The 12,304-nt window shown below is 70.2% G+C and carries 12 protein-coding genes and 1 pseudogene; 2 read left to right on the plus strand and 11 right to left on the minus strand.

Translation table 11 applies throughout. The features are described from left to right. Positions 1-161 precede the first annotated feature (161 nt). Positions 162-1,547, plus strand: coding sequence for a DUF349 domain-containing protein (locus ABD250_RS00660; protein WP_182644403.1), 1,386 nt, complete (start codon positions 162-164; stop codon positions 1,545-1,547). Between the two features lie 75 nt (positions 1,548-1,622). Here ABD250_RS00660 and ABD250_RS00665 read toward each other — a convergent pair whose 3' ends face one another. From ABD250_RS00665 to pgsA, 9 genes and pseudogenes are all read right to left on the minus strand, one after another. Further along, the gene (locus tag ABD250_RS00665; protein WP_179525415.1) at positions 1,623-2,198 is read right to left on the minus strand and encodes an Rv2732c family membrane protein; all 576 of its coding nucleotides are present in this window, start codon (positions 2,196-2,198) and stop codon (positions 1,623-1,625) included. Continuing rightward, on the minus strand, positions 2,186-3,754 hold the full coding sequence (gene miaB, locus ABD250_RS00670) for a tRNA (N6-isopentenyl adenosine(37)-C2)-methylthiotransferase MiaB (RefSeq protein WP_182657674.1): 1,569 nt from the start codon (positions 3,752-3,754) through the stop codon (positions 2,186-2,188). Before miaB ends, ABD250_RS00665 begins: the two co-directional genes overlap by 13 nt. Before the next feature lie 26 nt (positions 3,755-3,780). After that, on the minus strand, positions 3,781-4,389 hold the full coding sequence (locus ABD250_RS00675; protein WP_182610352.1) for a regulatory protein RecX: 609 nt from the start codon (positions 4,387-4,389) through the stop codon (positions 3,781-3,783). Beyond that, entirely contained in the window at positions 4,389-5,495 is a 1,107-nt protein-coding gene (gene recA, locus ABD250_RS00680) for a recombinase RecA (RefSeq protein ID WP_179525417.1), read from the minus strand. Before recA ends, ABD250_RS00675 begins: the two co-directional genes overlap by 1 nt. A gap of 222 nt (positions 5,496-5,717) precedes the next feature. Further along, positions 5,718-5,912 (minus strand): DUF3046 domain-containing protein, encoded by a 195-nt coding sequence (locus ABD250_RS00685; RefSeq protein ID WP_179525418.1) that lies wholly within the window; start codon positions 5,910-5,912, stop codon positions 5,718-5,720. A gap of 172 nt (positions 5,913-6,084) precedes the next feature. Then, positions 6,085-6,808 (minus strand): annotated as a pseudogene (locus tag ABD250_RS00690) (PspA/IM30 family protein); the annotation flags it as partial. 97 nt (positions 6,809-6,905) lie between these two features. Then, positions 6,906-7,238: a helix-turn-helix domain-containing protein gene (locus ABD250_RS00695; RefSeq protein WP_179526252.1), complete on the minus strand. Its 333-nt coding sequence runs from the start codon at positions 7,236-7,238 to the stop codon at positions 6,906-6,908. A 16-nt stretch (positions 7,239-7,254) separates the two neighbouring features. Then, a complete protein-coding gene (locus ABD250_RS00700; RefSeq protein ID WP_182657663.1) occupies positions 7,255-7,767 on the minus strand; it encodes a CinA family protein in 513 nt (170 codons plus the stop codon). Between the two features lie 20 nt (positions 7,768-7,787). After that, positions 7,788-8,375 (minus strand): CDP-diacylglycerol--glycerol-3-phosphate 3-phosphatidyltransferase, encoded by a 588-nt coding sequence (pgsA, locus tag ABD250_RS00705; RefSeq protein WP_179525421.1) that lies wholly within the window; start codon positions 8,373-8,375, stop codon positions 7,788-7,790. A 77-nt stretch (positions 8,376-8,452) separates the two neighbouring features. Between pgsA and ABD250_RS00710 the strand changes: the two genes are divergently transcribed. Then, entirely contained in the window at positions 8,453-8,734 is a 282-nt protein-coding gene (locus ABD250_RS00710; RefSeq protein WP_182616500.1) for a YciI family protein, read from the plus strand. Positions 8,735-8,745: 11 nt separating this feature from the next. Here ABD250_RS00710 and ABD250_RS00715 read toward each other — a convergent pair whose 3' ends face one another. Both ABD250_RS00715 and ABD250_RS00720 read right to left on the minus strand, forming a co-directional pair. Then, positions 8,746-11,586 (minus strand): DNA translocase FtsK, encoded by a 2,841-nt coding sequence (locus ABD250_RS00715; RefSeq protein WP_344389946.1) that lies wholly within the window; start codon positions 11,584-11,586, stop codon positions 8,746-8,748. A gap of 60 nt (positions 11,587-11,646) precedes the next feature. Beyond that, positions 11,647-12,303, minus strand: a complete 657-nt coding sequence (locus tag ABD250_RS00720) for a TIGR03085 family metal-binding protein (RefSeq protein ID WP_182617816.1) — start codon at positions 12,301-12,303, stop codon at positions 11,647-11,649. Position 12,304 lies beyond the last annotated feature (1 nt).

The raw sequence follows: 12,304 nt of genomic DNA on the forward strand, positions 1-12,304 counted from the left end.
CGCCCCGGGACTCTGTCGGACTCGCTGGGGATACCCCGGCGCCCGGGCGGCGGTTGGTACACACTAGGGAGATGCCGACCCCTCACCGGGACGGCGAGGCGACGACCGGTGGGATTCCGGCGATGGTGCCGTGTCACGCGGCAGAACGAAACGAGGACCAGATGAGCGACCAGTCACCGACCACCCCCGGGGAGGCGAACCCCGGAACGTCCGCACCGACCCCCACTCCGACCCCGGGCCCGCGTCCCGGTGCGCCGTCCCCCGCAGCACTGGCCCGGAAGGTGGCACCGCGAGCGGTGGCGGCCCCCGAGTCGCGCATCGTCCGGGCGTCGGACCCGTCCGAATGGGGTCGGGTCGACGACTCCGGCGCCGTGTTCGTCAGGACCTCCGAGGGCGAACGCCAGGTCGGCTCCTGGCAGGCGGGTGCACCCGAGGAAGGTCTGGCCCACTTCGGCCTCCGGTACGACGACCTGGTCGCGGAGGTCTCACTCCTCGAGGCGCGACTCGACTCGCACCCGCAGGACGCGCGAAAGACCCGGGCCTCCGCCGAGGCCCTCGCCGAGCAGCTCCCCTCCGCTGCGGCCGTGGGAGATCTCGACGCCCTCGCGACCCGACTCGCCACCGTGGTCGAGCGCTCCGGCGCTGTCGAGGTCGAGGCGCGCCAGCGCAAGGACGAGGAGCGCGCCACCGCGATCGCCCGCAAGGAGGCGCTGGCCGTCGAGGCGGAGGAGATCGGTGAGTCGTCCACCCAGTGGAAGGCCGCCGGCGATCGCCTCAGGGAGATCCTCGACGAGTGGAAGACCATTCGCGGCATCGACCGCAAGACCGACGACGCACTGTGGAAGCGCTTCTCCAAGGCCCGCGAGGCGTTCAACCGGCGCCGTGGTTCCCACTTCGCGGAACTCGACCGCACCCGCGCCTCCGTCAAGCGCGTCAAGGAGGAGCTGGTCGAACGAGCCGAAGCCATCTCGGCCTCGACCGACTGGAACGACACGGCCACCGCGTTCAGGCGCCTCATGGACGAGTGGAAAGCCGCGGGCCGCGCTCCCCGCGAGGCCGACGACGCCCTGTGGAAGCGCTTCAAGGCGGCCCAGGACACGTTCTTCGACGCCCGCCACGCCGCGGCCGCCGAGCGTGACGCGGAGTTCGAGGGCAATGCGGACGCCAAGGAGGCGCTGCTCACCGAGTTCTCGGCCCGGATCGACCCGGACAAGAACCTCGACGCGGCCCGTGCCGCGCTACGGGAGCTACAGACCCGCTGGGAGGAGATCGGCAAGGTCCCGCGGGAGAGGATGGGGCAGCTCGAGGGACGGATCCGCGCCCTGGAGAAGTCCGTCTCCGACGCGGCCGACGCCGAATGGCGGCGTACCGACCCCGAGGCCAAGGCCCGCGCCGCCCAGTTCTGGGTGCGGGTGGACGATTTCGAGGCACAGGCCGCGAAGGCCGACGCGGCGGGCAAGTCGAAGGACGCCGAGAAGGCCCGCGCGCAGGCCATGCAGTGGAAGGAATGGGCCGAGGCCGCCGAGAACGCGGTCGACACCCGCTGATCACGCCGACAGGGCCCCACCGACACGGTGGGGCCCTGCTGCACGGGGTGGGTCCGACGGGTGCGGCGACCCGGTTCAGTCGCGGTGGCGGACGGAGTCCTCGAGCTCGCGCTGTTCGGGGGTGCGCGCCCACAGCACGCCGGCCAGGGTCATCACCAGCAGCAGCACCAGGATCACGCTGACGTACAAGCCGATCCCGGGGGCGCCGAAGTCCTGGAAGTCGGGGTTCGGTCCCCGTCCGGACTGGCGCAGCCAGATCGCCAGCATCCCGTACACCGTGGCCACGCAACTGGCGCCCCAGGCGATCCCCGCCGCCCACCACTTCTGGGTGATGATCATGACGGCGCCGAACAGGATGGCGCCGGCCGAGTAGAGCAGGACGAACACGTGGGAGGGCAGCGAGGTCTGTTGGTCCCGGGCCGCCTCGGTGAAGAAGAGCACGTCCAGTCCACGCACCCCGTCGCTGTGGGGAAGCGCGAGAGCGGCGGCGAGCAACACGATCAGCAACGCCGACGCCAGATAGGCCCTGCCGATGACGAGGGTGTGGCCCAACATCCTGTCCCTGCGTCGGAACTCCGAATCCACGGTCCTGCTGGATTCCATGATCCCCTGGATGGGGTCCGGGCGGTCAGCGGTGTTCACGTGAGGCATCCCTTCTGGGTGGTGTCGGAGGCGAGGGCATCACGTCGCAGCGTGGGCAGTCCGAGCCCCACGCCAATCGGGGGGGTCTCCGGCTTCTCACCGGCCTCGTGCCGGTCACCCGCCCTGGTGGCCCGACAGGTCAGCACGCCGTCGTCGGCGAGCAGATGGTGCGGGGCGGCCGAGCTGATCCGGGTGGTGACCACGTCGCCGGGTCGGATCCGCCCGGCGTGCTCCCCCACCGGGGCGAAGTGCACCAGACGGCCGTCCCGGGCCCTGCCGGTCATCCGGGCGGTGGCGGCGTCCTTCCGGCCCTGGTCGGCGGTGACGAGCAGCTCGACCTCGCGACCGACCTGCTTCCGGTTCTCCTCGAGGGTGATCCGCTCCTGCAGGTCGATCAGCCTCTCGTAGCGCTCCTGCACGACGGACTTGGGTACCTGGTCGGTCATCGTCGCCGCCGGAGTCCCCGGTCGCGGTGAGTACTGGAAAGTGAACGCGCTCGTGAACCGCGCCTTCTCCACGACGTCGAGGGTGGCCTGGAAGTCCTCCTCGGTCTCCCCGGGGAATCCGACGATGATGTCCGTGGTGATGGCCGCGTGCGGCATCGCGGCCCGCACCCTGTCCAGGATGCCCAGAAAGCGCTCCGACCGGTACGAACGGCGCATCGCGCGCAGGACACGGTCCGAGCCGGACTGCAGGGGCATGTGAAGCTGCGGGCACACGGCGGGGGTGTCGGCCATCGCTTCGATCACGTCGTCGGTGAACTCCGCGGGATGTGGTGAGGTGAACCGGATCCGCTCGATGCCCTCGACCCGACCGGCGGCGCGCAGCAACTTCGCGAAGGCGCCCCTGTCGGATGGCTCGGCGGGGTCGTGGAACGATCGCCCGTAGGCGTTGACGTTCTGTCCGAGCAGGGTGACCTCGAGGACACCCTCGTCCGCCAGTGCCTTCATCTCCGCCAGGACCTCACCGGGTCTACGGTCCACCTCCTTGCCGCGGAGGGACGGGACGATGCAGAACGTGCAGGTGTTGTTGCACCCCACGGACACCGAGACCCAGCCGGCGTAGGCGGACTCCCGGGTGGCGGGGAGGGTCGAGGGGAAGTGCTGGAGCGAGTCGGCGATCTCCACCTCGGCCCGCTCGTTGTGCCGGGAGCGCTGGAGCAGCGTGGGCAGGTGCCCGAGATTGTGTGTGCCGAAGACCACGTCGACCCACGGGGCCCGCGTGACCACGACGTCCTTGTCCTTCTGCGCCAGGCATCCCCCGACCGCGATCTGCAGTCGGGGATTGGCGTCCTTCCACGGCCGCAGGTGGCCGAGCGTGCCGTACAGGCGGTTGTCCGCGTTCTCGCGAACGGCGCACGTGTTGAACACCACGAGGTCCGGCAGAGTGCCCCGGGCAGGGTCGGCCTCACCCTCGAACGGCACATACCCGGCCGCGTCGAGCACACCGGAGAGCCGCTCGGAGTCATGGACGTTCATCTGGCACCCGAAGGTCCGCACCTGGTAGGTGCGCCCCTCGACGCGCTCGACGCCGGTGTCTCCGGCCGTCGCCTGCAGGTCGGTCACGAGAGAATCCACGCAGGCCAGGGTACTCAGGGCGACACCTGGGCCGCCAATTCGGCGTCGACCACCGTCATCGCCAACCCCGTCGGATAGCCCCGGCGGGCGAGGAACGCCACCAGCCTGCGCCGTTCTCCCTGGAGATCCGCCCCGGGACCGGAGTCGACCGGGCTGCGGCTGAGCCTCGCGCGCACGAGTTCGGTGGCCTGCTGTCGGTCATCGGCCTCGTCGATGCCGGCCACCGCCCCCGCGATATGGACCTCGGCGACACCCTTCTCGCGGAGTTCACGTTCGAGTGCTCCCCGCGACCGTCCGCGTCGACGCCGCCGACCCCGGACCCATTCCGAGGCGAAGTCCGCGTCATCGAGCAGGCCCCAGGCGCGGACCCTGTCCAGCGCCTCGTCCACCGCGTCCGGCGCGTGGTCCTTACCCAGCAGCCGCTCCCGCAGTTCGTGTCGGCTCCGTGGCCGGTGGCGCAGAAGTCGGAGAGCCGCCGTCGCGGCCTCGTGGGCCTCGGGTGCCAACGGGGGCAGGTCCGAGCTACTCGACGGCCTGGCCTCCACCGCCGCGATGGCGGTGCGTAGATCGTCCGTGTCGACACCCCGCCCCGGCTCGGCCGCACACGGGTCCTGCACGCTCATCAGAACTCGACGGGCACCACGTCGATAGGCGCGTCCTCATCGGACTCCGCCTCGATCTCCGCGATCTCCGCACCCGCCCCGATATTGAGCTTGTCGAGGATCTTCCGCTCGATCTCGTCGCGGACCGAGGGGTTCTCCTTGAGGTACCGGCGGGCGTTCTCCTTGCCCTGGCCCAACTGGTCCGCCCCGTAGGTGAACCAGGAACCCGACTTCTTGACGAAGCCGTTCTCCACACCCATGTCGATGAGCGATCCCTCGCGACTGATGCCCTCGCCGTAGAGGATGTCGAACTCCGCGATCTTGAACGGGGGCGCGATCTTGTTCTTGACGACCTTGACCTTGGTGCGGTTACCCACCGCATCCGCGCCGTCCTTGAGGGTCTCGATCCGGCGCACGTCCAGGCGGACGGAGGCGTAGAACTTGAGCGCCTTACCGCCCGTGGTGGTCTCGGGCGAGCCGAACATCACCCCGATCTTCTCGCGCAGCTGGTTGATGAAGATCGCGGTGGTGTTGGTGTTGTGCAGCGCACCCGTCATCTTGCGGAGCGCCTGGCTCATCAGTCGCGCCTGCAAGCCCACGTGGCTGTCGCCCATCTCGCCCTCGATCTCCGCCCGCGGCACCAACGCCGCGACGGAGTCGACCACCAGGATGTCGATTGACCCCGACCTGACCAGCATGTCGGCGATCTCGAGCGCCTGCTCACCGGTGTCCGGCTGGGAGACGATGAGGTTGTCCGTGTCCACGCCGAGCTTGCGGGCGTACTCCGGATCCAACGCGTGCTCCGCGTCGATGAACGCGGCGATCCCGCCGGCGGCCTGCGCGTTGGCCACCGCGTGCAGCGCGACGGTCGTCTTGCCGGACGACTCCGGACCGTAGATCTCCACGACGCGGCCCCGTGGGAACCCGCCGATCCCGAGTGCCACGTCGAGGGACAGGGCACCGGACGGGATGACCTGGACCGGCGGCCGGGTGTCGTCCCCGAGCCGCATGACCGACCCCTTGCCGTAGGCCTTGTCGATCTGCGCGAGCGCCAACTCCAGCGCCTGTTCGCGGTTCTGGGCCACGCCCGTCCTGGTACCTGACTTGGCGGTGGTCTTGGGGGCCATGATGCTCTCCGTTCGTGCTCGACCTCCGGTGTCGTGCCGGACGGTCTGTGTGGTCTGCTCGCTCGCGGACGCTACGGGTCGGGTACGACAGATGCGTCTCGCACGAGCCCGGCAACCCTTCACTGTGGAGGGATGTCGCCCTGTGGACGGGCCATCCCGTCATCACATGACCCGAGTGTAGACGAACGCGTGTTCGAGATCGAACGACACGCCGCCACGGGGTCAGCGTAATGAGTCGGGAACCTCGAACTCCGAACACAGCGCCAACCAGACCTGCTTGACGGAGGCACCGGCGTCGATGGCCTCGTCGGCGGTGCGCCCGTCGAACGCGGCCAGATGATGGGACCTCACGAGATGATCGGCCCGCAGGTCCCCGAAGGCCTCGACGGTCCGGGCCCTGAACTCGGTCAGTGTCACGTGTGCCCCTTCACCACGGACGAGGACGGGCCGCCGGTCAGTTCACCGGCGGCCCGTCCTCGGACGACTCACTGCTGTTCGGTCTGCGCCTGCTGCTGAGGCGGGGTGGCGGACTGCGGCTGCCCCTGGGGGAGCTGGGACGCAGAGCCGGTCCCCTGTCCGAGCTGACCACCCTCGGCCTTCATCGACGCCCGGATCTGCTCGAGACGGCTGTGCCCGGCCATCTGGGTCGAGGCCTGCTCGACCTCGAGCATCCGGCCCTGAACCGAGTTCTGGGCGAGCTCCGCCGACCCGAGGGCGTTGGCGTACCGCCGCTCGATCTTGTCGCGGACCTGGTCGAGGTTCGGGGTGTTCCCGCCCGACGAGACCTCGGACATGGACTGCAGCGACGCGCTGACCTGCTCCTGCATCTTGGCCTGCTCCAGCTGGCTGAGCAGCTTGGTCCGTTCGGCCACCTTCTGCTGGAGCACCATCGCGTTCTGCTCCACGGCCTTCTTGGCCTGGGCCGCGGCCTGGAGCGACTGGTCGTGGAGTCCCTTGAGGTCCTCGACGTTCTGCTCGGCGGTGACCAGCTGAGCGGCGAAGGCCTCCGCGGCGTTCTCGTACTCGGTCGCCTTCTGGGTGTCGCCGTTCTGATGGGCCTGCTCGGACATCTGCAGTGCCTGCCGCGTGGAGCCCTGCAGCTTCTCGATGTCGGCGAGCTGGCGGTTGAGCTTCATCTCCAGCTGCCGCTGGTTGCCGATCACGGCGGCCGCCTGCTGGGACAGCTGCTGGTGCTGCCGCTGCGCGTCCGAGATGGCCTGCTGGATCTGGACCTTGGGGTCAGCATTCTCGTCGATCTTCGAATCGAACAACGCCATGAGGTAGCGCCATGCCTTGGTGAACGGATTGGCCATCGCTGCGTAGTGTCCTTCTGCCGATTCGGACGACTGGTCGGTACCACGGTACCGAACAAGGTCGGGGGGCGACCACCGGGCGTTGCCGGGGTGGGGCTCAGGCCGCGAGGACGGGCTCCGCGACGGTGCCCGGGAGCGAGACGGTACCCGGGGGCGAGACCTCGAGGGCCGCGCGGATGAGGATCTCGCCGAGCGAGACGTCGAGCGCACCCGAGATGGACGCGAGCAACTCGCTCGAGGCCTCCTTGCGACCACGTTCGATCTCGGAGAGATACCCGGGACTCACCCGGGCGGCGTCGGCGACGTCCCGCAGGGTCCGCCCCGAATCGCCCCGCAGGCCGCGGAGCACCGTCCCGAGGGTCTCCCGCAGCAGCGGGGGCCCGCTCCGGTGGTCCGGTCGGGGCAGCGTGGTCATCTGGATGTTCGGCATCACGGGGTACAACGCCTCACGTCGCCGATTCGTTCCCGACCTCGTCGGCGATCCCCACCAGCAGATCGAGGGCGGCGGCACAGGCCGCCCGACGGATCTCGGCTCGACCGCCGTCCAGGGAGAGCTCGGTCGACCGCGCCGCGACTCCCGGCACGCAGATCCCCACGTGAACGGTCCCCACGGCCCTCCCCTCCTGGCGGTCGGGTCCCGCCACACCGGTCAGACCCACACCGACGTCGGCGCCGCATCGCTCCGCCGCCCCCAGGGCGAGCGCGCGCGCCGTCTCCCCCGACACGGCCCCGTGCCTCCGGAGAACCTCCTCGGCAACGCCCGCGAGAGTGTGCTTGAGATCGGTGGCGTAGACAACCAGGCCACCCCGGAGCACCGCGCTCGCCCCCGGAACCCCCGCCACCGTGGCCGCGAGCATCCCCGCGGTCAGCGACTCGGCGGTCGCCAGGGTCCACCCGCGCCCGCCGAGTGCGGCCACCGCGGCCGCGGCACCCGGATCGGGGAGATCAGCGGAGGTCATGGCAACCCGGGCCGGGGGGCTCAGTGCCCGGCCCTGGCGGCCTGACGCGCCTTCACCAGGTAATCGATACCCGTGTAGACGGTCAGGACCAGCGCCACGCCGATCACGGCCCATTCGACGGGCCAGACCCAGTGCGGTAGCGGGAGGATCAGCATGCCCAGCCCCAGGGTCTGGGTCACGGTCTTGAGCTTGCCACCCTTACTGGCCGCCACCACGTGGTCGACGCCGAACAGACGCCAGAGGGTGATCCCCACCTCGCGGACGAGGATCACGATCGTCACCCACCAGAACAGCTCGTGGACCAGGGACAGCGAGATCATCGCCGCCGCCATGAGCGCCTTGTCCGCGATCGGGTCGGCGATCTTGCCGAAGTCCGTCACCAGACCCAGCCGCCGGGCGAGGTACCCGTCCACGTAGTCGGTCGCCATCGCGAACACGAAGACGACGAACGCACCCACCCGCCACCACGGGTCCTGCGCGTCGGCCACGAAGAACAGGACCACGAACACCGGGACCAACACGATCCGCAGGACGGTGAGCACGTTGGCGATGTTGAGTACGGGGACCTCGGCGCCGGGGCGTCCGTCATCGGTGATGGGAAGTGTCACCCCCTCACCTTAGCGAGACCCGGCCGAATACCCTTGATCCGACAACACCCCCGCAGCGACCAGGAAGGACCACACCGATGCCGCTCTTCGCAGTCGACTACCGGTACGAGCCCGAGCAGACCGATGACCGGGAGGCCAACAAGCCCGCCCATCGCGAGTGGCTCTCCGCCCGGGTCGACGCGGGATCGATCCGGTCGGTGGGTCCGTACACGGACGGTTCGGGCGCCCTGCTCGTCGTCGAGGCCGCCGATTCCGACACCGCCCGCGCACTGGTGGCGGAGGACCCCCACTGTCTGCGCGGAATGGTCTCCGAGGTCACCGTCCGGGAGTGGATGCCGGTGTACGGCGCGCTGGCCTGAGACCGCGCGGTTCAGCCCACCGGCGCCTCGTCCAGGTTCTCGCTCCCGGCAGGCAGGTCTCCCGGGTCCTCCTCGGGCGGGGTGCCGCCCTTGATCATCCAGATGACCGACCCCAGCTCCTCCGGCTTGACCAGCACGTCGCGGGCCTTCGAGCCCTCCGAGGGTCCGACGATGTCGCGGGACTCCATCAGGTCCATGAGCCGACCCGCCTTGGCGAACCCGACGCGGAGCTTGCGCTGCAGCATCGAGGTGGACCCGAACTGGCTGGAGACCACGAGCTCGACGGCCGCGAGCAGGTCGTCGAGGTCGTCCCCGATGTCGCCGTCGATGTCCTTCTTGGACTCCTCCTTGGCGGCGGTGACGGTGTCGTCGTAGTCGGGCTCCGCCTGGTTCTTGGCGTAGTCCACGACCTCGTGGATCTCCTCGTCGGTGATGAACGCACCCTGCATACGGACGGGTCGCGACGCCCCCATCGGGATGAAGAGACCGTCACCCATCCCGATCAGCTTCTCCGCCCCCGCCTGGTCCAGGATGACCCGCGAGTCGGTGAGCGAGGACGTGGCGAAGGCCAGACGCGACGGCACGTTGGTCTTGATGAGGCCCGTGACCACGTCGACGGACGGACGCTGCGTGGCCAGCACCAGGTGGATCCCGGCGGCACGGGCCTTCTGGGTGATCCGCACGATCGCGTCCTCGATGTCACGCGGCGCGGTCATCATGAGGTCGGCGAGTTCGTCCACCACCGCGACGATGTACGGATACGGGCGGTACACCCGTTCGCTGCCGGGCGGGGTCGTGATGGCACCGGACTTGACCCGTTCGTTGAAATCGGTGATGTGGCGCACGCGGGTGGACTTCATGTCCTGGTAGCGCTGTTCCATCTCCTCGACCAGCCACGCCAGCGCGGCGGCCGCCTTCTTAGGCTGCGTGATGATCGGGGTGATCAGGTGTGGGATCCCCTCGTACGGCGTCAGCTCGACCATCTTGGGATCCACGAGGATCAGGCGCACCTCGTCCGGTGTCGCGCGGGTGAGCAACGACACGAGCATCGAGTTGACGAAGCTGGACTTACCCGAACCGGTCGAGCCGGCCACCAGGAGGTGCGGCATCTTGGACAGGTCGGCGGTGACGAAGTCCCCCTCGATGTCCTTGCCCAGTCCGATGAGCATCGGGTTGTGCTTGGTGGCGGTCTTGGGGTCGGTGAGCACGTCGGCCAGCCTCACCAGCTCCCGGTCGAGGTTGGGGACCTCGATGCCCACCGCGGACTTGCCGGGGATCGGGGCGAGGAGACGGACGTTGTCCGTGGCCACCGCGTAGGCGATGTTCCGGTGCAGCGCCGTGATCTTCTCGACCTTGACGCCGGGGCCGAGTTCGACCTCGTAGCGCGTGACCGTCGGCCCGCGGGTGAACCCGGTGACCGCGGCGTCGATCTTGAACTGCTCGAGGACGCCCTGGATGGCGTCGATCATCTGGTCGTTGGACTCGCTGCGCTCCTTGGGCGGGTCCCCCGCGGTCAGCAGGCTGACGGGCGGCAGGGTGTACTCGACGCCGTTGAGCAGTTGCTTCTGGGAGTCGAGGCGCTCGACATCGCTGTCCGCCGCGGTGTGGGTGGACGGGGTGTTGGTCTGCGGCACCTCGGTCGTGCCGCCGGCTCCGCGCGCCTCCGCCGGGCGGACGGTGGCCCCGGTCGTGGCGTCCCCGACCGGCGCGCCCGCACCCGCCGCTGCGGCGTCCGGTCCGGTCGTGGGTAGGACCGCGGTGGCCGCGGCCGGCTTCCGGCCCCTGCGCCGGACGCCGGCGGGGGACTCGACGGGGGCGTCATCCGGCCCGTCGGCCGGGTCCGCCGACGCCCCTGCGGCCGCCGGCATCTCGAACGTCTCCCCGGTGGTCGGGGTGTCCGACCAGGCGGCCACCCGGCGGCGAGCCGGACGTCTCGGTGCGGTCCGCTCCCGGTCGACCGGTGTCCCGGTCTCGGCGATCGGGTAGGCGGTGGTGGCGTCCGGGTCGTCCCAGTCCGCTGCGGGGTCCTCGTGGTCGACGATGTCCCCGCTCCCGTCCCAGCCGAAGAATCCGCGCACGATGCCGGGGATCTCCCTCGCCGGGCGTCCCACCAGCACCAGCACTCCGAACGCCACGAGCAACACGAGGAGCGGGACGGCGACGAAGACGGACAGACCCGCCTCGAGCGTGCCCCCGACGATCCTCCCGAGGACGCCGGCTCCCCCACGGACCCCCTCCGGGTCCGAGGGCGACCCTGATCCCAGATGCCAGAGACCCAGCACACCCAGTGAGGTCACGGTGGTCCCGACCACCCACCTGGACTGGACGTCGGGTCGTGGCTCCCGCGCCATCACGAGGACGCCCCAGACCCCGAGCAGCAACGGCAGGAGGGCACCCGGCGTCCCCACCACGGTGCGGATCCCGGTGTCGAACCACTCCCCCACCGGCCCCGCCGCACCGAACCACACCGCTCCCGCGAAGACGATCGCGATGCCGACGAGGATCAACCCGAGCCCGTCACGACGGTGCGGTGGTGCCACGCGCTCGTCGTCGGTTCCGCCTCGCAGCCCGCGCACCCCGTGACCGACCCCCTTCGCCACACCCGACCACCCGCCACGCAGACCGCGCCCGACGGCACCGAAGGCACCGGACGTCCGCTCCGGAGGTGGGGTGACCGCGCGGGAACCGCCGCGGGTGCCCGACTTCGGGGTGGAGACGACGGCGCCGCGACGGGAACCGCCTGACCGTGACGACGACGAGGTGGACGCGGTGGATCGCTGTGCGCCGGACTTCGAGGCCGGGCGTCGTCCACCGGGGGCACGGGTGGATCGCGTGTTCGAGCTGGGTGCCATGGGGGTCACTCTATCTTCTCGGACCCCATTGGTAACAGCAGCCACACGGGCCGGGGTCGGTCAGAAGCCCCTCGGTACCGCCCGGACCGCGTCGATGCCCCCATGGGCTCCGGAGATGTCCACGTCCACCGCGTCCCTGCCGAACGCCCACAGGATCAACTCGACGGGGGCGGCCGTCACACTGACCATCGGGGCCAACGCGGCGCCCGTGGACACCGCACCGGACTTGGTCAACGTGATCCCCGGTGGGGTGCGCAGGTCGACCCGGGCGGACACCCGACGGAGGAACGTCCTGGCCACCGTGGTGCCCAGCGCCCAGATGCGATCGAGGTCCTCGACGTCGAACTCCCGCGTCGTCCATTCGCCACCGGCCCGGCGGACGTCCTCGTGGTGGACGAGGTACTCCGCGGCGTTGGCCAGCCGGTCTGCGTAGCGGAGCGGCGAGTACCACGGCGCACCCGCCGCGATCTTCTCGAGCAGTTCGTCCCACGGACGCTCGGCCTCACGGAGGCGCAGTTCCTCCATCCGCGAGGCGAGCGCCGGCAGGACGATTCCCGCGGCGGCGTCGGGGCGTGCCTCCCGCACGACCAGGTGCGCCGCGAGATCCCGGGTCGTCCACCCGGCGCACAGCGTCGGTGCCTCCGGCCCGGCGGCGCGCATCGTCTCGACGAGAGCGCTGCGCTCCCGCTGCGCCAGTGTCCGCCGGTCGGGGTTCACC

It is taken from the genome of Dietzia cercidiphylli, assembly GCF_039531545.1.
In the GTDB taxonomy this organism is placed as follows: domain Bacteria; phylum Actinomycetota; class Actinomycetes; order Mycobacteriales; family Mycobacteriaceae; genus Dietzia; species Dietzia natronolimnaea.

Coding starts and splice junctions, on each gene's coding strand:
- ABD250_RS00660 (WP_182644403.1), top strand. CDS start 162: ATGAGCGACCAGTCACCGACCACCCCCGGGGAGGCGAACCCCGGAACG.
- ABD250_RS00665 (WP_179525415.1), bottom strand. CDS start 2,198: ATGCCTCACGTGAACACCGCTGACCGCCCGGACCCCATCCAGGGGATC.
- ABD250_RS00675 (WP_182610352.1), bottom strand. CDS start 4,389: ATGAGCGTGCAGGACCCGTGTGCGGCCGAGCCGGGGCGGGGTGTCGAC.
- recA (WP_179525417.1), bottom strand. CDS start 5,495: ATGGCCCCCAAGACCACCGCCAAGTCAGGTACCAGGACGGGCGTGGCC.
- ABD250_RS00695 (WP_179526252.1), bottom strand. CDS start 7,238: ATGCCGAACATCCAGATGACCACGCTGCCCCGACCGGACCACCGGAGC.
- ABD250_RS00700 (WP_182657663.1), bottom strand. CDS start 7,767: ATGACCTCCGCTGATCTCCCCGATCCGGGTGCCGCGGCCGCGGTGGCC.
- ABD250_RS00710 (WP_182616500.1), top strand. CDS start 8,453: ATGCCGCTCTTCGCAGTCGACTACCGGTACGAGCCCGAGCAGACCGAT.
- ABD250_RS00715 (WP_344389946.1), bottom strand. CDS start 11,586: ATGGCACCCAGCTCGAACACGCGATCCACCCGTGCCCCCGGTGGACGA.